Source organism: Paenibacillus naphthalenovorans, assembly GCF_001465255.1.
GTDB classification, from domain to species: domain Bacteria; phylum Bacillota; class Bacilli; order Paenibacillales; family NBRC-103111; genus Paenibacillus_G; species Paenibacillus_G naphthalenovorans.
Genome location: NZ_CP013652.1, coordinates 1,397,987 through 1,420,231, shown reverse-complemented (window position 1 = coordinate 1,420,231; position 22,245 = coordinate 1,397,987). Strand labels below are relative to the sequence as shown.

Genomic DNA, 22,245 nt, shown 5'->3' with positions numbered 1-22,245 from the left:
CAAAAAAGAGAGGCGATAGTACCCTGCCTCTCCTTCATATCGTGCGATGCCTCATAAAATGCGATTTGCTGTCAAATAAACATACCGCCGTCTACTTTAATCGTCTCGCCGGTCACAAAATGGGAATGAGCAATCACGGAATAAACCACTTCGGCAACATCCTCCGGAGCAGCCACTCTCCCTAACGGCGTCCCTTCTGCCAAGCGCATCACATGATCCTCCTGGCCTTCCACCCACCTGGTCTGCACAACCCCAGGCGCAACGCTATTCACTCTCACTTCGGGTGCCATCACACGGGCCAGTGATTTGGTCACGCTGATCGCCGCCGCTTTGGAGGCCGCATAGGCGATGGAACTGCCTAAGCCTGTGATTCCTGCTACGGAAGTGATATTCACTATGCAGCCTCTCTGTTTTTTTAATTCTGCGGCGGCAGCACGACAGCAGAAGAACATCCCCTTCACATTGACATCCATGACCCGATCCCAATATTCTTCCTTCAATCCTTCCAGATCATCGTGCTTCACAAAATCGGTCACACCGGCGTTGTTGACCAAAATGTCCAATCGTCCAAAGGTATCTATCGTTTGCTGAACCATGTCCCTTACTTTCCGGTCATCCGATACCGTGCCTTGAATTACTATGCAATTGACACCTAATGCCTCGATCTCCTTTTTGGTTTCCAAGGCTTCTTTTTCCGATTTGGAATAATTGACTGCAATATGGACGCCTTCCTGCGCCAAACGGCACGCTATGGCTTTCCCGATACCCGTAGCCGATCCGGTAATCAGTGCGGTTTTTCCTTTCACCCGTATTCCCTCCAATATTCAGAAAGTAGGCCCTATCCGGTAAATGCCGAAATCGTGCTGCTTCAATATTTCCGATTTGGTCCATTTACCGGAACATACTGAAACCATTTCGTCAAACAGACGTTGTCCTACAGCTTCGATCGTTTCTGTTCCGTCTATGATCGTACCGGCATTAATGTCAATATTGTCGCCCATCTTGTTAAAAATGGCGGTATTCGTAGAGATTTTGATCACAGGCGCGATCGGAGAGCCGGTAGGCGTTCCTCTGCCGGTAGTGAATAGCACGATTTGCGCCCCGCCGGCTACCATCCCGGTTAATTGTTCGATGTCATGGCCTGGCGTATCCATCCATACGAGTCCCTTTTTGGTCGGGGCTTCCGCATAATCGATGAGCTCCTGAAGCGGCCTGGTTCCCGCTTTATTCGCTGCGCCCAATGATTTTTCCTCCAGCGAGCTTAAACCTCCCCGGATATTGCCCGGACTCGGATTCCCCGTACGTATATCGACCCCCATCTTGAACGCGCGGCTTTCCATCGCCTGGATAACCTCATAAACTTTTTTGGCTACCCTGTCGTCTACGGCTCTATTCGCCAACAAGTGTTCCGCTCCGATTAATTCCGTCGTCTCCGCTAATATGGACGTTCCTCCATGGTCGACGATCATATCGCTGACTACGCCTACCGCCGGATTAGCGGATAGTCCTGAACAAGCATCCGAGCCCCCGCACTCGGTGCCGACAATCAATTCACGGAGGTCAAAGGGTTCCCGATGAAGCGCGGATGCATCCTGCACCATCTTGGCAGCTATTCTTGCCCCTTCCGCTACCGTGTATAAGGTGCCGCCGTGGTCCTGGATCGAGACGACCTCAACCGGTTTGCCCGACTTGGCGATTTCCCCTGCAATGCTTCTCGCCTGATGGGTTTCACAGCCCAGCCCGAGAACGACAACACCGTACACATTCGGATTGGTCCCCATGCCGACATAGGTGCGGAACGTCTGCTCGTAATCGACGCCTACCTGCGCGCAGCCGTGCTGATGAATAAAGCTGACCGTCCCTTGAACAAGCTCCGTGATATGCTTTGCCGCTTGTGTGGCGCAAACAATCGTAGGCAGGATCAACACGTGGTTGCGAATGCCTACCCGGCCGTCAGGACGACGATATCCCCAAAATGTCACAGCATCAAGAGACAATGCGGTCACCCCTTCCCCGTTTCCCTTCCAGGTTATGAACGTGCACATGCTCCCCGACGGCGATATCCTTCACCGCAACGCCGATCACTTCTCCATATTTCAAGATGTCTTGCCCGCTGGATATCGGCGCGACCGCAAATTTATGACCGAATTCGATATTTTCTTTCAGCTCCACAGCGATCGTGTTCCCGCCGCAGTTGACCGTTACTACCGTCCCGCCAGGAATATTCGTCAAGGCCACCGCCACATTGTCAATCGGTTTCATCATGACCGTGCTGTAGTTGGTCTCCATGCCGCATCATCTCCCCACCCGCTTATTATCCATTGGTTACCTTATCCCTCTTCCCCAAAACCAATCGAACGGCCAGCCTCATGGCATGTGCCATGGCTCCGGGATCGGCAATGCCCTTGCCCGCAATATCAAATGCGGTTCCATGCGCAGGGGTCGCCAGAACGACAGGCAGCCCGCCGCTGACCGTCACCCCTTTGTTAAAGCCCATCAGCTTCATGCCCGTCTGCGCCTGATCGTGATACATGGCAAGCAAAGCGTCGAACGGGTCCTTGGGAAGACGCAGGAAAATCGTATCCGCCGGATAAGGCCCCGCGACATTGATGCCTTGTGCCTGTGCTTCTTGCACCGCAGGAATCATTTCATCGATCTCCTCCGTCCCGAAGAGACCTCCGTCACCGGCATGAGGATTGAGTGCGGCCACCGCAATTCGCGGCTGATGATAACCCGCTGCCGTAAGCGTTTCATGGGCAAACCGAATCCGCTGACCGACACTTTCTTTCGTAATCAGCTCGCTTACTTTTCGAAGAGGAATATGGGAGGTTACGCGGAATACCCAAAGCTTCTCCATGACATTAATTTCACCGAAACCGTCTTTAACGCCCAGCAGGTCGGCAAGAAAATGAATATCATCCTCAAAATGAAGGCCGCCCCGAAACATCGCTTCTTTATTCAAAGGAGCATAGACCACGCCTTCCAGATGATTCCCCTTCACGAGCTGCAAAGTGTATTCCAGCGTTTTTCCGCTCGCTAACCCCGCTTCCGGAGAGAGGATGCCCTTTTGGAAATCATCCGGATTTATATTTTGCAGATCGATTAACGGAAGCTCATGCTCCTGGAATGAAGCCTGTTCGATGGAATCGATTTTTCGATAGTTTAAGGTGACCCCGGCGAGCTCCGCCCCCTGCTTAAACACCCGTTCATCACCAACCAGCACCCATTGAGCCAAACTGCGAATTTCATCCATTTGCAGCGCTTTAGCGACCAGCTCCGGCCCGATTCCTGCTGCATCGCCGTAAGTCAAAGCCATAACCGGTTTTCTTTGAGTTTTCATACCTTATCTCCTTTACCGTTTATTGATTGATGTAAACGTTTTTTTATCATTATAATTTGCATTGTTACCTTTGACCACAGTTATGTGGCATCGATTTGTTGCATTTTTAATCATTGGTTATAATCCAGGACCTTCTGATTCTTCATTTTCAATTTTCGCCAAAGGGTTGTTCGATTGATGCCGAGCCTTTTCGCCGCTTTGGATTGGTTGTATTCTTCCTCTACCAGAATCCTGTAGATGATATCGCTTTCAATTTCCTCCAAAGTCTTGTTGAAGAACGAAAATACTGCGGGATTCCTCGTTTCCGTGCTGTCCGCCAATTCCTTGATTACCGGTTCGATCTCGTCTTTTTCGATATACGGTCCGTCGCTCAAAAGGCACATTTTATGGATGGTGTTTTTCAACTGATATACGTTTCCCGGCCAGTCGTACGATCTTAAAATGTCCATCACTTCCGGTTGAACTCCGACGATTTCCTTTCCCGTCACGACATTGGCCGAAGCGATAAACATCCGTATCAAATCGGGCATATCCTCTATTCTTTCACGCAGCGGCGAAAGACTTAAAGTAAATGTATTGATAACGCGGTACAGATCCGACCTGAACTCCCCCCTGGAGACCAAAGAGATTAATTTCTCTTCATGTTCTGCAATCACGCGCACCTTGATCTCCCGTTCTTCACTGCTGTCTATTCTCCTGACCTTATGGCGCGTCAGAATGTGAAACAAGGTCGATTGGAGGCTCAGAGGCAGCTTGCCAATATTGGACATATACAAGGTGCCGCCATTGGCGAGCTCAAAGGCACCCGGCTCGGAACCCGCCCCCAGCATTTCTTTTTCCAATATCTCGGGTGAATGGGAATGGCAATCTATGGTAACAAACGCTTTCGTTTTTAAATCGCCTTCATTATGAATGCTTTGGGCTAAGACGTGTTTTCCCGTACCCGGCTCCCCGTAAATCATGATCGGCAGTTCGGATTTGCTGATCCGTTTGGCGCACTCAATCAGCCTGACCATCGTCTGTGATTTCCCGACCAGTTGATTGAAGTGGGCGGAAGCCTTTGCTTTTTTTACAAACCGGTACTCTTCTATTTTTTTCCGCCCGGCTTGATCAGGGTTCCATTTCAATACAGCGGCCGCTCCTGTCATCCGTCCGTCAAGATATAACGGAAATCCCTTGATGTCCAGCGATTTATCAGAAAGCTGCACTCTTTCGCTGCTGTGAACGGCCTCCCGCTTCATCACGTCGCTTAAATTCATGGATAAGCCTGATGCTTTGAACAGCGTATCCACCGATTGGTCCTTGTTTACATTTAACAGTTCACACGCGCGGGCATTGATGAATTGACATTCCTCCTGCGGACTGACAATGATTACGCCTTCCTCCAGCTGATCCAATACGGATACCAGCCCTGCATACTTTTCTTTTACTTTATTCGTATAATAAACCAATCTCTCCGCATCCTGGATGGCTTCAATCACAGCTTCCCTTCCGGAAGTGATGAGAATGCCGTGAAGTCCGAAGCTCCTGGCCGCCTGTGTGGATTTAACATCCCCGACGATCACTTGTACCCCGTCTTCCATGGCCTTTTCCAGACATTTTTCACACTCGGCATCGTCGTAAAAGGTTAAGTCCATATTCAGCAGCTTGCCTATAAAGTCCGCTCCTTGAATCACCTTCAAATGGCTCATCACGCCAATTTTCCCTTCAAATCCGTTCAAGAGCGTAAGCGTTCTCAAGATGTCGTACCCCGATATTTTGATTTCCGCTACCGGAATGGAACAATGCTCCCTCAGCAGATTTACGGTCGCACCGCGGCTGATGATCATATCATAACCTTTGGTTTCCAGCGCTTTGGCTATGTCGAGCCCTTCATACCAATCTCCGATTTCAACATGGATGTTTTTCTTTAAATCCTTATTCACTTCCAGAATTAAATCCTTCAACCCTTTATATGGAGCTATGGCAAGTATATTCAATTCCTTCACCTCTCAAATAAAGATTTTTGCAGCACATGAACAAGTGTTTAAAAATGCAACAACATCCATCATTCTAATCCTATTTTCTCATGTGCTCGCCCTTTACGCAATATATTTCGTTCCGCAAAAATATCAAAAAAACCGGATGACTCCAGTCCATATCCTGAGTCGGCTCCGGCTTACAAAAAAACACAGTTGAACAGGCCGTCAATCCTGTCCAACTGTGTTTATCTTTATTGGGGAAATCCTGTTTAGGACTTAAGTAAAGCTTCAAGCCGGTTAAAGTCGCTGTCTACGATCGCCTCGTAGGTTTGATTGCGGCCGACCTCGATCACCGGCACATGACGAATACCGTACTTGACTTCAAGAACATCCCTTAAGTAATCTTTCCCTCCCACATCCACATTGGAGTAAACGTATCCCTTTTCCTTTAAATAAGCTTTCGCTTCCTGGCAAGCTTGACAGCCTTCGCGGCTCCACAATACCAATTTCACATTCTCTGCCATGTCCATACCTCCAAATTTTAACCCGATTTTATTGGTTTAGATTCACTGCGCAGGCGTCTTTCATGTTGAACCCGCCTGCTAAAATACTGGGCTATCCCGCTGCGATCCATGCTGTTTCATCGGATTCAAGAGACAGCCGGAGATTTGCCCCCGATCACTTTAAATAATGCTTGCGTGCCGCTATCCTCTTCTCCCAGTTCAACTAATTTCTCATAAAGGGAGTGGGCAAGAGCCAGCCCCGGCAGTTCAAGGTTCATCTCCTTGGCGGATTCCAGGGCAATTTTCATATCCTTAACGAAATGCTTAACGTAAAAACCCGGCGTAAAATTACCGCCGATGATACGCGGAGCCAAATGGCTCAGCGACCAACTGCCGGCCGCTCCGGTCTCAATGCTTTTCAGTACGGTGGAAGGATCCAATCCGGCCTTTTGAGCATAAATCAACGATTCGCAGACGCCGATCATATTGGAGGCAATCGCGATTTGATTGCACATTTTCGTATACTGCCCGGCGCCTGCGCCCCCCTGATAAACAATGTTCGTCCCCATGGACTTCAAAACCGGCGTTACCTCATCGAAAGCTTCCCGCCGCCCGCCAACCATAATAGACAGCTTACCGTCCCTGGCCCCTATATCGCCGCCCGACACGGGAGCATCCAGCGAAAATAATCCGCGCCCAAGCGCCGCCTGCTCAATTCGCCGGGCCAAGGCCGGGCTGGAAGTGGTCATATCAATTAAATAACTATTGGGCCGGGCATGATGAATGATTCCATGTTCCCCGAGATACAACTCTTCCACGTCATGGGGGTAACCGACCATCGTTATGATGATTTGCGATTGTTCGGCCAAAGATGCCGGCGTGTCATGCCAATTGGCCCCTTCTAAGAGGAGCGGTTCCGCCTTAGACTTGGTGCGGGTGTAGACATGAAGCACATATCCGGCCCGAATTAAACGGCTGGCCATACTTTTTCCCATGACCCCGGTGCCAATAAAGCCTATTGCCGGTTTTTGTGATTTTTGTTCCAAAAGAATCAACCTTCCTTTTCCACGATTCGGTCCTTTGGCCAAAGTCCAAAGCCGGTTTGTTTACGGGGCGAGCTCCTGCAGCTTGCCTAACAGCCGTTCCCGCGGAATTTCCCCGATCAACAGATCCTCGACGATCCCGTCCCGGCCGATGAGATAAAAGGTTGGCAAGTACTCCACCCTGTATCGTTCCGTGACTTCGCCTTTTTCGTCAAGCAGTACCGGAAAGGGTAAACGATGGGCCTGGACAAAGCTTCTCACCTCCTTCAGATCGTCCTGATGCGTCATATTGACGGCATAAAAAGCGATCCGGTCCTTAAACTCCCCGTACAATTCGCCAAGTACTGAGGCTTCCTTCTTGCAGTACTCGCACCAGGAAGTCCAAAAAACCAAAAATACCGCTTTTCCATCCGCATCTTTACGGATATCCACCCATCGACCATCCAGATCAGGCAGCTTCACCTCGGGAGCGGCGGCGTTCGGTGCCGCAAAAGCACTGTCCTCTTGCTTGTTCCAAAACGAATAGCAGGTGAAAACCAGCAGCACGACAATGGCCAAATTCACGATGGCATTTCTTTTCATCTCATCCCCGAAGCTCCTTAAAAGAACGAAGAGGACTGCGGAAATTGGCCGTTCAGCGCCCAATTTCCCAATTCCTTCAGCTTGTATTCGACCGGATCGTGAAGCGTATGCGTGCGAAGATTGCGCCAAAAACGGTCATAACGGTATTCGGACGAAGTCGCCCGGGACCCCATCACCTCGAACATACGGCTTGTAATGTCCAGCCCGACCTGCGTAGTCATCACCTTCGCCGTTGCAATGCTCATCATGCATTCTCCCCGTTCCCGTTCCGTCAATCCCCACTCCTTCTCCCAGGCCGATTGAAAATCCCGGGCGGCCCGTTCTACAAGCACTCGGGCGGCTTCCAACCGGACCCACATGTCGCCGTAATGGCGAAGAAAATACGGATCCTGAGCAGCGGAGGAGACGCCGGAAGCAGGCCAGGCTCTGGCGCTTGAAGCCGTGTATAATTTGGCCTGTTCGAACGCCCCTTCCGCGATACCCAAATATACATGCGTCAGAATAATTTGCGAAATGGAGCTGCGAAGTTTGGAAAATTCCGTCCCGATCGGACCCGGTGTGTCAAGCACCTCGCCTAATTCTACCGGAACCCGGCTAAATTCGATCCCCCCGCTGTCCGTCTGCCGCTGCCCCATATTGTCCCAATCATTCAATACGTTCACTCCTTCCCGACGGGTAGGAATGACGGCAATCAGAGGGCCGTTTCCCTCTTCATGCTTCGCGGAAACGAGCAGCAAATCCGAATCCGTAGCACCGGAGCAGAACCGTTTGGTTCCGCTCAAGTAATAACGGTCGCCTTCACGAACGGCAACAAGCCGTTGATCCAGCGGATTAAATGCGTTTCCCCAGAACAAGGGTTTGTTCGCCGTTTCCATATAATATCGGCGCTTCTGTTCCTCGGTTCCATACATATGCGGTGTGACCAAATTCAGAAAATGATATCCGAACAAATGCGCAATGGAACTGTCGACCCTGGCAAATCGTCGAACGATCTCCAGTACGGTTAGCCATGTATCCCCACAACCGCCAAAGCTCTTGGGCACCAGCAAGGCGAGCAAGCCGCTTCTCCTGATCAAATCCCGTTCCGCTTTCGCCGTACCTCCTTTGATATCCCGCTCTATGGCGGTCAGGGAAAACGTATCAACCAGTTCATCGGCCACAGCCAAATAATCGATGGGGGCCTGATGCGAAATCGTAGTCATTGCGAATCTTTCCCTTCCTTGAAGTGAAGGGCTGATCAGCCAAAAGCGGTACAGCCCGTTTCTTCCTCCCTCCGGCTGTGCGATGCGGAGGGCCATTTGGATGCGCTATAGTTATAAAGTTTTGTCATCGAGCTGCGTCCAAAACAAGTATTTGTTTTTGATCTTGTCAAAAATGAGCATGATGGCCAGGATGACCAGGCTGTTGAAAATCATACCCGCAACAACGTTTTTATAATCGGAAAAATCACTGTAGTATTGAATAAAATACCCCATGCCCGATTTGGCGCCGAACATTTCCGCCACGGTCAGAATAATGAAGGCGAATCCCAGCGCTACGCCCGCTCCGTTAAAAATGAACGGCAGCGCCGCCGGAATGATCACCTTTGTGAGAAGCTTTCCGCTTCTTAGCCCTAACGCGCGGGCGTTGTCCAGATAATGCCGGTCTATAAGCAATACGCCTTGAATGGTACCGAGCAGGATAGGCCATAACGCGCCGGCGAAAATCAAAAACACGGATGCGGATTTAAACGTAGGCAAAAGCGCTATGGCATACGGAATGTACATCGTAGGGGGAATCGGGCTCAACGCATGGAAAATCGGCATCAGCGGTTTCCTCAGCGCAGGATGCAGCGCGACCGCCAACCCTACCGCTATTCCCGCAATGACGGCGGAGAAATATCCGCTTAGAAACAGCTGCATCGAGCTGATGAACCCCTCCAACAGCAGCCCTTTACTTTTCCAGAAGGCAAGCAGGACGGCCTGCGGATTCGGGAACAGCACGGGATTGATCTTTTTGGCGACATCCGTAAAGTAAATCCATGCCGCCAACACGGCGGCTACGATAAGCAAAGTACCATAATACGTTTTAACAAACCGTTTCAACGCGAAAAACAGCTCCTTATCCAATATTTTGCTGGTTGAAACGCTCCTTTACTTTTTGGAAAAACGGCTCGTCCGGCTCGGAAGCGATCAGTTCTTCAACGGCTTCTTTGTACAACGACGTATCGATGTATTTGGTAATATCAATGTCTTTTCCTTCCTTGATATAGCCGATGTCGTTCATGTTTTCCCACATTTTGACGATTTCTTTCTTGTTCGGATCGGAATGATTCAGCATATGCGGTTCGATGATCGACTTCTCCATAATTTTGTCGTCAAGCCTGATGTGGGGCCTGCTGGCGTCAATCGTCACCTTCGGATCTTTTTCTTTGTCCCGTTCCGCCTTAATGATCGCTTTCAGAAACCGTTTGAAGGCTTCCCGCTTTTCCTTCACGTCGCCCGTCTTGGCCACGATGCGGCAGCATACGTGATCGGGCTGCAGATCGTTGCTCCATGTGACGGCGACCAGCCCCCCTTCCTCCGCCTCGTATAACGTGCCCGGCGATCCGACCCCGACATCGACTTTGCCTGATTTAATCGCTTCAAGCAGCATGGAATTGTTTTTGAATTCGATCAGTTCAATGTCTTTTTTCCAATCGATTCCGGCTTGGCTCAAAGCGGAACGGAAGACGATATCGCCGGTATACAGACGAAGGGTGCCCACTTTTTTCCCGCGAAACCCTTCGATCGTCTTGAACTGATCCTGGTTTTCTTTTTTGGCATAGACCGGGCTGCCGCCGGACAAATGCCCCCCGATAATTGAAAAATCCGATCCTTGGGAGATAAATGTCAACGGACCTGCGGTTCCGAAGGATACGCCGACATCGATTTTCCCGGCCTGCAGGCCGTTTAATCCGTCCGCTGTAGACGCAAAAGGCACAAAGTTGACTTTCAGGTTTTGCTCCTTAAAATACCCCTCGTATTCGGCAATGAATCCGAGCTGGGTGCCCAACGATTGGCCGTAGCCGACATTGAGTTCAAACGTTTGATCCTGTTTTTGGGCCTGATCGGACTTCCCGGCTTGCTCCGAGACCGCAGGCTGCGGAGCTGCCGACTGCTGGCCGCAGCCTGTGACGAGCACTGACAGGGCAAGGCCGGAAGCGAGTATCCAGGCAAATGATTGTTTTTTCCGATGAACTTGAACTTTATACACCCATGTTCCTCCTCTATTATGTTTTTTACGAATTCAGATCCGGTCACCCGGATAGAAGACCGTTTCCTCTCTTTCCAGCTTTTCGAATAACCCTTTATTCATGTGATCCATCAATTGATCCCTCAGTTCGGTAAATTCCGGGGATTGGAACACCTTTTTCCGCTGCCGGGGCCTTGCGAACGGAATTTTCAATTCATGTGCAACGATGCTGGGAGGACCGGGCGAAAACAACAGGATCCGGTCTGCCAAAAACAGCGCTTCTTCCACATCGTGCGTCACGAACAGTACGGTCTGGCGGCGATCCTGCCATAACTGCAGGATGAGATCCTGCAAATGAACGCGGGTCACCGGATCCAGCGCGCCGAACGGTTCATCCATAAGCAGCAGATCCGCCGACAAAGCAAGCGCCCGGGCGATGGCGGCACGCTGGCGCATTCCCCCCGATAATTGTCCAGGGTATTTGTCGAAGGCATGTTCGAGCTGTACCATTTGCAGATATTCCTGCGCGACCTGTTGAATCTCCTTTTTTTTCTTTTTCATCACCTGGCTGAGTGCAAGCATGACATTTTCCCCAGTTGTCAGCCAGGGAAACAAGGAGTAGTCTTGAAACACGATCGCACGCTCGATCGACGTGTCCCGAACCGGTTCGCCATCGATTTCAAGCTTTCCGCGCGTTGGCAGGGATAAACCGGACACCAGGCGGAGGAATGTGCTTTTGCCGCATCCGCTGGGTCCCATCAAAACGACAAACTCCCCTTCGCGAACGGTAAAATCAATATTTTGCAAAATGTCCTGATGACCATAGCCAAACCCGACATCGTTTGCCCGGATCTTGATTGGGACATCTTCAGTCAACGGTACATCTTTTAGCAAAGTCTTTGCCAAACGGGAGCCCCCCTTCTTCCAACATTCGTTCCCATAAGCGTCCGATAGGTTACGGATTTCTTCAGATATCTCTTCCGCAAGCCGGCAGTCCCGTTTAAGGGTCGACTGCGTCAAGCCATTCCTTGAAAACTTCTTCCGTATGCTCGCCCCTTTGCGGAGGATGGCGGTATACGGAAAAATCGTAGCCGGTCACCTTGACCGGGAACGGAACCGTCCGGGTTGTTAATCCGTTGGGTAACTGCAAATCCTTCACCAGCCCGATTTGATGAACGGCCGGATCATGCAAAATGTCCTCGTAATCGTTGATGGGCGCGCACGGTACGCCTCTTCGGTCAAACTCCTTCAGCCATTCCCCGGCCGTCTTCCGCGAAAAGGACTGCTGCAGCAAAGAAGCCAGCTCCTTTTGGTTTTTGGCACGGAGGGTCTGCGTCACAAAGCGGGGATCGTCAATAAGCTCGGGGCGATCGGCGGCTTCACATACTTCCCTCCACAGCTTGTCATTGCCTGCGGCGATCACAAACGGTTTGTCGCTTCCGTAAAACCCCTGGTACGGGGCGTTGCGCGGATGGGCGGTCCCAAGCCGCTTGGGAGAGATCCCGTTGCCGTAATATTCACTGTGCTGCAGCGCAGAAATACCAAGGACGCTGCCGAGCATGGAGCAGTCGATATAGGCGCCTTTACCGCTTTGACTCGCTTGCAGGATGGAAACGGCGATGCTGTAAGCACCGTAAAGTCCGGCGGCAAAGTCGGCTATCGGCACTCCGCATTTGACAGGTGTACCGGTTTCTTCTCCGGTGACGCTCATCAAGCCGCTGATCGCCTGAATCGTCACGTCAAAAGCGCCCTTCTGCGCATACGGGCCCTCTTGGCCGTATCCGGAGATAGAGCAGTAGACCAGTCCGGGATTTTCCGCCGACAGCGCATCGTAACCCAAACCAAACTTCCGCAGCACCCCGGGACGGTAGTTTTCGATAATGATATCGGCCTTTCCGCACAATTTCCGCAAAGCTTCAAGCTGTTCCGGGTCCTTGAAATCGACCGTAATACTTCGTTTGTTGCGGTTAAGGGAGGCGAAGTTTGCACTGTAGGACTCTCCCTGTTCATTCACAAAGAAAGGCGGCCAATCGCGCATGCCGTCTCCGCTGTCAGGTCTTTCCACCTTCACCACGTCGGCTCCCAAATCAGCCAGAAGCATGCCTGTGAACGGGCCGGCCGCGATCTGCCCGAACTCGATGACCCTAAGCCCCGAAAGCGGCCCTCCCTGTAATGTGCTCATGATTGCATCTCACCTCCCTTTCTACACATCGGCATAGATCGGCACGTCATTATCATGCTTCGTGACCACATCACGCAAAGCGCCCGTTGCGGGATCGTGGATGTGCCGCTCCTGCTTGCCGATATCAGCGCCGTATACATGGATAGTAACCGCCACTTCGCTATGTGGATTGGACACGCCGTGAATATCGTAATCCGGAGGATAAACGAAGGAGATATCGCCCTTCGTGGCATGCACCGTTCCCACTTCCTCAAGCGTATAGCGCCTCGGAGCCGCTTCCCCATGATCCACTCTCCGGTAACGCTTCTCTTCCACCGCTCCCTTGTAGATGCCGACCAGCCCCCATACCAAATGATCGTGCACCGGGGCTACCTGTCCGGGCCCCCATACGAAGGCGATCACGGAAAAGGCTTCATCCTCGGGCTTATACAACAAATATTGGGCATATTTGTGCGGTAATGGCTGCTGATACCTTTCAGGCAGGAGTTCGTCGGATTGCAGCAAAGTTTGTAAAAATGGGCGAACTTCATCCACAATGGTTCGGAAATCGCCTGTTCGGGAAAGAACGGAACGAATGTCGGCCTCCAACTCCTTAAAACCGTATGCTGTGCTCATTAGTGAAGTACACCTCTCTCGGATGGTATTTCATTTTTTTGCAGCTTCGCATGCACTCTTGGAATCACATCTCTTCCAACGGCCTCAATGGTTTCCAGGTGCGGAAACCCTCTAAGCAGCACTTTATCGAATCCCAGGCCGACATATTCTACGATCCGGTCCGCTACTTGATCGGGTGTGCCGACCAAGGCGATGGAATTGCCGCTGAGCACCTGGGTCAACCCGGCCCATAAATTCGGACCGATCCGGAAATGATTTTCCTTGGAATCCAGCATCAGTTGATGCAGACGCTTCAGACCGACGGATTCGCCTTTGTCGCTGGCTTCCGCCTTCTTCTGAATGACGGCGGGATCGGCCTTGCTGATCAAATGATTGGCATTTTCCCACGCTTGCTCCTCCGTATCGCCCAAGACGACCTGGAATGAAATGCTGTAGCTGAGTTTCCGATTGCGAACGGCCGCCAACCGTTGGATCTCCCCGATTCGTTCGCGGATATTGTCCAGCGTCTCCCCCCACATCATATAGACATCGGCGACGGAAGCCGCGACCGCTTGGCCGGCTTCCGAGGCGCCCCCGAAATAGATCTCCGGATTTTTCTGAATCGGCTTCGGATAGAGAGACGCATTTTTTAGCTTGTAAAATTCACCTTCGTGATCGAAGTTTTCTTCACTAAACAAACGTTTCAATACCCGAATGAACTCATCGGTACGCCGATAGCGGGTAGCGTGATCCAAAAAATCGCCGTCGCCGGCAAGCTCGGCGGGAGACCCTCCGGTAACGATATTGACCAGGGCACGGCCACCGGACAAGTAGTCAAAGCTGGCAAACTGTCTCGCAAACACGGACGGGGCGGTAAAGCCGGGGCGCACGGCGAACAGGAAGCGGAGCCGTTCCGTGGCGGGAATCAGCGCCGTTGCGATGATCAACGAATCGAGGCAGCTGCTGCCGGTCGGAAGCAGAAGCGTGCCGAATCCGCCCTTCTCCGCCGCCTGCGCAATGCGTGAGATGTATTCCAGGGTAGGCTCGCGTTCGGCCGTCGTGCTCCATGCGTCCAGCCTTTGAGCATTGTAATTGGAAGTTCCCACGTACTGGCCGTCCCCGAAGGTAGGCGCCATCGTAATAAATTCAACCATTTCCAATTCCTCCTTTAACGAATGCGGGATAAATTTCCTGAAGCGCCGCTTTCACTTTGCTTCGCAAAACATCCAATTGCTGCGGGGACGGCGCTTCGATGCGCGGAACGTCGCCTTCGATCCCCAGATCAAAGCCTGTTTTCCCCTGCACTTCTTCTGCCGTCGTTCCCGGCGCGATCGCGGACAATTGCAGCCGGCGCGTAAGCGGAGCGGGCCTCAGTACGGCAAGCGGGGTATATACTGCTTCCAGACGCCCAGCGCCCTCCTGCCGGAAATCAGGAGAAGCGCTGCTGCTGACAAAATCCAATCGTTCGGGAAACCCCTTTGCATGATGGTCGGTTTTAAAAAGGAAAATCCTTTTGCAGCGGTAATACACCATAGATGAACCGGCACCTCCGGGAAGCCTGACCTTCGGGCGGGCATAGTCGCCGATGACATGTAAATTGATATTGCCCCAACAGTCGATTTGGGCCCCGCTCAAGAAGAACACATCGACAAGGCCGCGCTGGATGTAATCGAAAAATTCCTTGGTCCCCTCAAACGGCCATTCCCGCTCATACCCCATGATGTAGGTTTGGGCGCGGGGGGCATGGGTTTCTTTGGCCAGCAGGGCCGCCGCCGCCGGCACCGGAGAACTGTTGCCTACGGCGATCGTTTCCCCGTCATGAAGCTCGCGGGCCAAAGCACAAATCATGAATTCTTCAGTCGAGTATTTCATGCTGACTCTCCTTACGGCTGCAGTAAACGGAATAGTCCTCGTGCCTCGTGTAAGAAAACACATACTGCTGCAAGTACTTTTCAAACTCGTTCGGATGTCCGGCCGCTTTCAAATAAGTTTGCATATGGGCTTCATCCGCAGGGTAAAAGCCTGGACAGCTTGTCGGGTAGGCTCCGAATGGCGCTTCTACCACAGTATGGATGTACAGCGCCGGAATGAACGTTCCCTTTTCACGATCCAATTCCCCGGGAGCCACCACCTCCTCTACCGTCACAATGACATGGCGCGAGGCTTGGGCAAGCAGCCGGTTGTTCTGCAGCCTGCTGGCGACCACGTTGCCTTGCGTATCCGCCTGGTAAGCGTGAAATATACACACATCCGGACGGATAGCCGGTACCACGACGACTTCCTCTTCCGGCCGATAAGGGTTGCGAATGAGACGAAAATCATCTCTGACCTGCAAATAGTCCGTTCCCAGCAACCCTGGAACGGGGATAAACGGAAGCCCCATGGCACCCGCCTGAATCGCAGCGGCCATAGCCGGACAAGCGTGTTCGCGAACCTGCAGCCGCCCCTCCTCCACCGCACGGCGGTAATGGGGAGCAAAGCCGAACTCTCCCAGGATGATTTGCGACGCTTCCACCGTCTCCACACATCCGGCACCAATCAGCAGATCGGCGTTAATGGCCGCCGATCCGCTGCATAGGAGGTGCAGGCCGCTGGCCCCGGAGCGGATCAGCTCGCGCAGCAAAGCCATGGGCGACATCTCCATGCTGCCGCTGATCGCTACCGTATCCCCATGATGTATAAGCGCAGCCGCTTCCGGCAGCTCCAGAAATTTCGTTCCCATAGAAGGGCTTCACCCCTTTGACCTCTAACTGCTTACTGATTTTTCGGTATCCAGACATTTTCCCTGACGTTGATCTTCTTGGAAACAAGTCCGATCTTCAGGAATGTATCTGCAACGCTCTGCTGATCCTGTATGATTTCCTCATCGATCAGCTTGATGGTGAGAGGCCTTCTCCGCAAAGATTGTTCCCAGACCGCCACGTCAAGCTGCGTTTCCGCAGCAAGCAATTTGGCGACTTCCCCCGGATTTTGGTTAATCCATTCACTGATGTTTTGGAGCTCCTGAACCAGCGCTTGCAGCACCTCGGGGTGCTTTTCAGCGAACTCTTTTCCTCCCAGGTAGAACGTTCTGTAAATGACGAGCCCTTTCCCATCGGCCAGAACCCGATTTCCGGCAAGCTCGGCTGCCGAGAAGAAGGGATCCCAAACGACCCAGGCATCCGCACTTCCCCGTTCAAAAGCGATGCGTGCATCCGGAGGAGCCAAGTAAACCGGTTCGATATCATTCAGCGTCAATCCGACCGAAGCAAGCGCCTCATTGATCAAATACTGGGAAATCGACGCCTTGTTGAACGCTACTTTTTTGCCTTTCAGATCGGCGATCGTCTGGATCGGCGAATCCTTTTTTACCAGAATGCCCTCGCTTTGCGGACTGGACGGTTCACTGGCTACATACAGAAACGGCAGACCGCGCTCTTGTCCGAACAATACCGGCGCATCGCCGGCGATGCCGAAGTCAATGCTCCCGGTGCCCAGCGCCTCCATGACTGAAATGCCTGTGTTAAATTCAGACCATTGGACCTTCGTTCCAAATGGAGCCAATTTTTTTTCCAGCTCGCCTTTGGCCTTCAATACCATCAATGTTCCCGACTTTTGATAACCGATCCGAAGGACCGATTTTTCCGCATTCGGTTTGGCGGTCTGCCCGCCGGATGCTTGACTGTTGTTATTTGCGGTCCCGCAGCCGATCAACATAATGGATAGCGTGAACAGAGCGATAACGGATAAGATCATGCTGCGCTTCTTTCTTTTTCGTTTGAAATTCATAAAGCCAACCTCCCCAGGCATCCATCCCGGAAAACAAAAATTTGACTGCAATAAAAAAGAGACGCCAACATAACAAGTATGCTGGGTCTCCGGGGGGTCCGGTGGATCCGAAAATGTATAATCATGTGTTCAATCAAGCAAGTCTTTCATCTCCGGTTGTCCGGCAGAATTTCACAGTTATCCGATCGGGTTAATATAAGCATACAATAATTCATCAGATTTGTAAATTTGATAAATAAGAACAAAAGCTTCAAAAATTTTGAACTTCTTTATTCTGTACTCCCGTAATTTGATCGCATTTTTGATTTAGCAAACCGTCCCTTAACGTGCTGATCAGCTTTTCTCCTGCAGATCCAAGTGCCTTATAATCAGACTTCAGCAAAATGCCTGTCACCAGGCCGGTATCCAAATCATGGATTGGTTTTAGCACCGTTCCTTCCGGGGGAGGCGTTACTGTAATGATCGGAACCACCGCAATGCCAAAATTGGCTTGAACATAATATTTCAATGCGGACATGGTGCTGATTTCAATACCAAAATACGGACTTCCGCCTTTTTCCAGCAATGCCGCTTCCAATTTTTTTCGGTATGGACAAATCGTAGTCGTAAGCAGCAGCCGTTTGCCCCGCAGGTCTTTTAAATAAATCTCATGTTTCCCCGCAAGATCGTCCTGCTTGGGAACAAGCAGCGCAACCTTTTCTGCGAAAAGCGGCTCAAACGTGGTTCCCAAACCTGTATCCGGTACACTGCATATGGCCAAATCAATTTTGCCCTCGATCAGCATTTCCCGCAACACGTACGTATTGCCGATTTGAATGCTGATTTGCACCTTGGGATAGCGTTCCATGAATGGAGCAAGGATTTTGGGCAGCCGATAGCTGGCCGCAGGTTCCATTACACCTAACCGAACCACACCCGCTTCCCCCTGAATCCATTCCGTCATGGCGCTTTGAAGGTATTCATAATCTTTTAACAGCAGATCCGCCTTCTCATGAAACAAACGTCCCGCCTCCGTCAAGCAGACTTTCTTGCTGCGTTCAAGCAATTTGACGCCCAGGTCGGATTCAAGTTTTTGGATATGCATCGTTATGGTGGATTGCACATATTTGAGTTCTTCCGCCGCTCGTTGAAAACTTCCCAGCTTGACAATCGTTTGAAACGTTTTTATCGTCCGCAAGTCCATCCTATCACCTTTACCTTTTTTTTGTTGAACCAACTTCATCTCTTCTTGCGTCGGAACAACCTTACCGATTCGGATAATAAAAAAAGCATGAGGATAAGATTCCCCATGCCTCCGGTTTACCGGTACGCTCTTCATATCTGTTCGAATAAACATTAATGTATTAAATATTTTAATGACACCTTATCATCATTTTTTAAACACGTCAATACAAACCAAACCATTTTAAATCCATTTCAACTCCGCGTCCAACGCGACTCCCATCGGAACTACGCCGCGGGACGCATCCGTACAATCGCGCAGCCGGTTCGATGCCGCCACGCGCTTTTGTCTTTTACGCAGCTGCTCCATCCGGGATAATCCCAGCTCCGTCCGCTCCGTCCGAAGCTCTCCGGCATCCTGTACGATATGGCCCGAAGCAAAGCTCCCGGGATTCAGCAGATCGATGCGCTTCTTGCGGAACTGCAAATGCAGCAGATCTCCCTCCTGCAGATACAGCAGCCCGCCGCCATGAAAAGCTTCCGGAGTCATATGCCCTACAGCAGCGCCAAATGTCACTCCCGAATAACGGCCGTCGCTGATTAGAGTCGTCAAACGCTTTAACTGACGGTGTGCGTTAATATGCTGCATCGGCGTCATCATTTCCGGCATTCCGAATGCTTCCGGGCCTTGACCGGATATAATGACCGCCAGCCTGAGCCATTCCTCCCGAATCATCCGGTCGAACAGCTCATCATAGCTCAACGCTTGCAGCGCTTCCAAAGAAACGGATGCGTTGTAGGAAGCCATCCGCTTCATATGTTCTAGCCCGAAGCTTCTTTGGGCCTTTAGGCGATCCAGCATGTTCACGTCCAATAACCGATGATTCGCTTCTTCTTCATTTTCAAAGTAAAGCACAAACGCGATCTTATCGTCGAATTGATCCAGCTGCTTTGTAGGCATCCCGCTGATTTTAACCACTGCATGGTTGAAAAAGTTTCCCCGGAGGACATCGACGCCGCTGAAGCCGCGTCTGGGCCTGCTCAGGATGATGGGATTGTCCTTCACGCCGTCCGCGCTCAAGCCTTCGGTATGGGACAGCCTTTCTCTCCAGGTTTGGCCTGTTACCGTCGGCGCATCCAAAGCCATCGGAACCCCGTTTCTTGTAAGCTCATAGATCAGCGTCTCCATGCCGCGGATTTGACCCGAGCAGCACTGCTGCGCCAATGCATAAATATCTCTGCCTTCGGTCAGGCTGTAATCGAATAAATCGGGAATCGGATGTTCGGCAGCAATGCGTTCCATGTCTTCCAGCGTAAAGTCAAATCCGGCATAGATCATCGCCCCGACAATATGCATCATTAGGTTGGTGGAACCTCCTGCGGAACTGTGGATCCGGATCACATTGGCGATATTGGCCCGAAGCAATTCACTTACGCTGCATTCCGGACGGTCAATGATGGAAAATAAGGATTCGATCGCTTTATTGACTTGAGCCTGTGTCGGCGGTTCCGTCAGCAGCTCCAGCTCCGGACATACCATACCGAACCCTACCGTAACGTCCCGGGAGCTGTTTCCCGTTCCATGAAACGCACAGATGCCGCCCTTGGCGTCACACGTGCTTACCGCCAGCCTTTTTTCAAAATCCTTATGCCGTTCCTCAGTCAATAGTCCGCATTTGACGGCGCGTTCAAAAACCCCTTGGAATGAGGTGTTCGAGGAGCACTGAAGGATATAGCTCACCGCATCCTCAATGTCGGCGGCTATATCGTCATATCCCGCTGCGGCGGCCTGGGATACCAACTCCGCCAATTCCAGCTTCAAATCATCCGGAATCGTTCCCCCCTTGAGCACGTGGGAAGGGGCAAAGGTAGCAAACACATGATGCTCGCCGCGATTGCGCCGGACCCGGTCCAGATGAGCAAGCCCGCTTAATACGCCCAGCGGCTGCTTATCGCAACCCTGAATCACGAAAGCCCCGTGGTATGATTGCGCTTCCATTTGATTTACCACGATTTCCGCAATCGCGTTGCGGCTCTGTAATGAATAAGACATTCCCATGTTGTTTTGCGCTGTTCCGTCACAAAGCACCGGCGTGCTGAAATAAAACGGCACTCCGCCTTCCTGCCATATTTTCAAAGCAGCTTTGTACACCGTCTCATGGTCCAGAATGTGGGCCGGATGATCGGAGGAGCCGCCGATAATGGCGATCCTCGGAGAATTGTGCTCCAGCCGGTCATAAATGTTGTCAAGCGTCCAATCCGGCTCCCCGCCTTCGTATTTCCCGCCGAGACCGCGGCGTGCACGGTCCAGCAGCCCGGCTACCGTAATAGGCTCGTTCGCCTTCCCCTGCACATTGCCCTGATACGGATTAAACCCTCTGATTGTTATCATGATCTTTCCTCCCCTTCCTTGGATTCAATTCGGCGGCGGCTAGCCAGCCTTCCTTGAGCTTCATCGAATCCTGACGAACATCCTGGAGATGCGCCTTCATCATCTCTTTGGCAAGCGCGCTGTTTCTCTGCTCTATGGCCAATGCAATCAGCATGTGAAAATGTGCCGCTCTCTCGGCGCTTCCGGGAATACGCGTGGTTTTCCTGCGGCTCTCCAGAAGCAAGTCCGAGATCCCTTTCATCACCTGAGCCATGACTTCATTCGAGCAGGCCTCGGCGATATATTCGTGAAAGGCAATATCTGCTTCGAAATAATCTTCATTGTTGGCTACATCTTCGATCATTTTTGAAGCGGCCGCCTTTATATTCGCCATTTGTCCGGGAGTGGCTCTTTCCGCTGCAAGCGCTGCCATTTCCGGTTCAAGAACGGCCCGGAATTCCTGCAGGGAAAACATATCTCCTACAGAAAGCCGAGTGAGATCCCATGCGGTTTCCTGTTTCCAGCAGTTTGGATTGCGTACGAACATTCCTCTGCCGTGCTCAATGAGAATATACCCTTTGTTTTCCAAGATGCGCAGTGCCTCACGTACGGTGGAGACGCCGACCTGAAATTCTTTGGCTACGGCGGCCAGAGAAGGCAGCTTCTGTCCGGACTTCCACTCTTCCTGCTCAATCCTTCGGGTCAATTCATTCAAAATTTTGGTACTTGCCAGCTCCTTAATCATCATCACCAACTTATATGATATGTTAATAAACTTATAATATCACTTAAATCAGCGCAGGACAATCCGCAAATTCCATTCGCGAAATAGAACTTGGGATGACCGGCTATACCTTTTTGAACCGTATTTTACTGACCATTAGAATCGATAGAACCAGAGCAGCGTAGGCCGTAAAGCCATACAAGACGGGAAACCATAACAAAAAACATACGAGTAAACCCGCCGCCGGAATCGGCAGACCCTCAAAATATCCTTTGGTGGGACGTGTATTGAAACGGGCCAATCTAAGAGCACCCGCTATGGGGAATACCATTAAAGCCATCGTCGATGCAGCTTGATGAGGGATGGTTTCATAAAGCGCTAATGCCGGAACAACCCCAAAACTGACGATATCCGCCAAGGAATCAAGCTCCACCCCAAATTCACTGGTCACTTTGAGACTGCGTGCTATTTTGCCGTCCAGCATATCAAATACGGCTGACAAAACAACGAACAGGGTAGCGATAAGCGGCAGATGATTGACAATGAAAACTAAAGCAACGATGCCGCTGCCTAAATTAGATAAGGTAAAAATATTTGGAAAATAACGAATGATCCGGTCCAACAAATCAAATCCCCTCGATAGGCTGAATGATGCTTCACTATTTTCCCCAATGGAAGGATTTTGATACTTTTTTGGAAATCAGAAAATGACGCATTTAAACTCTTCCTGTAGCCTTTCGTCTCACTATCCCTAACAATTAAAATAGAGCAGCAGCCACTTACGTGCATAAGCAAGGTGCTGC

At 51.2% G+C, this 22,245-nt stretch carries 22 protein-coding genes; all 22 read right to left on the bottom strand.

The window, feature by feature from the left end:
* Window positions 1-71: 71 nt before the first annotated feature.
* Window positions 72-806, bottom strand: a complete 735-nt coding sequence (locus tag IJ22_RS06870; RefSeq protein WP_235594277.1) for an SDR family NAD(P)-dependent oxidoreductase — start codon at window positions 804-806, stop codon at window positions 72-74.
* Between the two features lie 18 nt (window positions 807-824).
* Window positions 825-1,997, bottom strand: coding sequence for a UxaA family hydrolase (locus IJ22_RS06865; protein WP_235594276.1), 1,173 nt, complete (start codon window positions 1,995-1,997; stop codon window positions 825-827).
* Entirely contained in the window at window positions 1,987-2,289 is a 303-nt protein-coding gene (locus IJ22_RS06860) for a UxaA family hydrolase (RefSeq protein ID WP_054819807.1), read from the bottom strand. Before IJ22_RS06860 ends, IJ22_RS06865 begins: the two co-directional genes overlap by 11 nt.
* Window positions 2,290-2,314: 25 nt before the next feature.
* Window positions 2,315-3,340, bottom strand: coding sequence for a PdxA family dehydrogenase (locus tag IJ22_RS06855; protein WP_054819806.1), 1,026 nt, complete (start codon window positions 3,338-3,340; stop codon window positions 2,315-2,317).
* A 110-nt stretch (window positions 3,341-3,450) separates the two neighbouring features.
* Window positions 3,451-5,319: a sigma-54-dependent Fis family transcriptional regulator gene (locus tag IJ22_RS06850; protein ID WP_062408119.1), complete on the bottom strand. Its 1,869-nt coding sequence runs from the start codon at window positions 5,317-5,319 to the stop codon at window positions 3,451-3,453.
* Between the two features lie 251 nt (window positions 5,320-5,570).
* Entirely contained in the window at window positions 5,571-5,825 is a 255-nt protein-coding gene (locus IJ22_RS06845; RefSeq protein ID WP_054819803.1) for a glutaredoxin family protein, read from the bottom strand.
* Between the two features lie 125 nt (window positions 5,826-5,950).
* Complete coding sequence (locus tag IJ22_RS06840; RefSeq protein ID WP_256380589.1) at window positions 5,951-6,850, bottom strand: NAD(P)-dependent oxidoreductase; 900 nt, start codon at window positions 6,848-6,850, stop codon at window positions 5,951-5,953.
* Between the two features lie 60 nt (window positions 6,851-6,910).
* A complete protein-coding gene (locus IJ22_RS06835) occupies window positions 6,911-7,429 on the bottom strand; it encodes a TlpA disulfide reductase family protein (RefSeq protein WP_062408117.1) in 519 nt (172 codons plus the stop codon).
* A gap of 17 nt (window positions 7,430-7,446) precedes the next feature.
* Window positions 7,447-8,631, bottom strand: a complete 1,185-nt coding sequence (locus IJ22_RS06830; RefSeq protein WP_062410890.1) for an acyl-CoA dehydrogenase family protein — start codon at window positions 8,629-8,631, stop codon at window positions 7,447-7,449.
* 111 nt (window positions 8,632-8,742) lie between these two features.
* Complete coding sequence (locus tag IJ22_RS06825; protein WP_054819810.1) at window positions 8,743-9,513, bottom strand: ABC transporter permease; 771 nt, start codon at window positions 9,511-9,513, stop codon at window positions 8,743-8,745.
* Window positions 9,514-9,529: 16 nt separating this feature from the next.
* Window positions 9,530-10,663 (bottom strand): ABC transporter substrate-binding protein, encoded by a 1,134-nt coding sequence (locus IJ22_RS06820; RefSeq protein WP_082660716.1) that lies wholly within the window; start codon window positions 10,661-10,663, stop codon window positions 9,530-9,532.
* A gap of 33 nt (window positions 10,664-10,696) precedes the next feature.
* Complete coding sequence (locus tag IJ22_RS06815) at window positions 10,697-11,548, bottom strand: ABC transporter ATP-binding protein (RefSeq protein ID WP_054819800.1); 852 nt, start codon at window positions 11,546-11,548, stop codon at window positions 10,697-10,699.
* Window positions 11,549-11,642: 94 nt separating this feature from the next.
* A complete protein-coding gene (locus IJ22_RS06810) occupies window positions 11,643-12,824 on the bottom strand; it encodes a CaiB/BaiF CoA transferase family protein (protein ID WP_062408115.1) in 1,182 nt (393 codons plus the stop codon).
* A gap of 21 nt (window positions 12,825-12,845) precedes the next feature.
* Window positions 12,846-13,439 carry a cysteine dioxygenase family protein gene (locus IJ22_RS06805; protein WP_062408113.1) on the bottom strand — a complete coding sequence of 198 codons (594 nt, stop codon included), beginning with the start codon at window positions 13,437-13,439 and terminating at the stop codon, window positions 12,846-12,848.
* Window positions 13,439-14,572 carry an LLM class flavin-dependent oxidoreductase gene (locus tag IJ22_RS06800; RefSeq protein ID WP_062408104.1) on the bottom strand — a complete coding sequence of 378 codons (1,134 nt, stop codon included), beginning with the start codon at window positions 14,570-14,572 and terminating at the stop codon, window positions 13,439-13,441. Before IJ22_RS06800 ends, IJ22_RS06805 begins: the two co-directional genes overlap by 1 nt.
* A complete protein-coding gene (locus IJ22_RS06795; protein ID WP_054819797.1) occupies window positions 14,565-15,290 on the bottom strand; it encodes a CoA-transferase in 726 nt (241 codons plus the stop codon). The genes IJ22_RS06800 and IJ22_RS06795 overlap by 8 nt, the downstream gene beginning before the upstream one ends.
* Entirely contained in the window at window positions 15,274-16,140 is an 867-nt protein-coding gene (locus IJ22_RS06790; protein ID WP_062408102.1) for a CoA transferase subunit A, read from the bottom strand. Before IJ22_RS06790 ends, IJ22_RS06795 begins: the two co-directional genes overlap by 17 nt.
* 32 nt (window positions 16,141-16,172) lie before the next feature.
* Entirely contained in the window at window positions 16,173-17,186 is a 1,014-nt protein-coding gene (locus IJ22_RS06785; protein ID WP_074728330.1) for a sulfonate ABC transporter substrate-binding protein, read from the bottom strand.
* Between the two features lie 250 nt (window positions 17,187-17,436).
* A complete protein-coding gene (locus IJ22_RS06780) occupies window positions 17,437-18,369 on the bottom strand; it encodes a LysR family transcriptional regulator (protein ID WP_082660986.1) in 933 nt (310 codons plus the stop codon).
* A 222-nt stretch (window positions 18,370-18,591) separates the two neighbouring features.
* A complete protein-coding gene (locus tag IJ22_RS06775; protein WP_062408100.1) occupies window positions 18,592-20,739 on the bottom strand; it encodes a dihydroxy-acid dehydratase domain-containing protein in 2,148 nt (715 codons plus the stop codon).
* Window positions 20,717-21,466: a FadR/GntR family transcriptional regulator gene (locus tag IJ22_RS06770; protein WP_082660714.1), complete on the bottom strand. Its 750-nt coding sequence runs from the start codon at window positions 21,464-21,466 to the stop codon at window positions 20,717-20,719. Before IJ22_RS06770 ends, IJ22_RS06775 begins: the two co-directional genes overlap by 23 nt.
* Window positions 21,467-21,566: 100 nt before the next feature.
* Window positions 21,567-22,064 (bottom strand): CDP-diacylglycerol--serine O-phosphatidyltransferase, encoded by a 498-nt coding sequence (gene pssA, locus IJ22_RS06765; protein WP_235594275.1) that lies wholly within the window; start codon window positions 22,062-22,064, stop codon window positions 21,567-21,569.
* Window positions 22,065-22,245 lie beyond the last annotated feature (181 nt).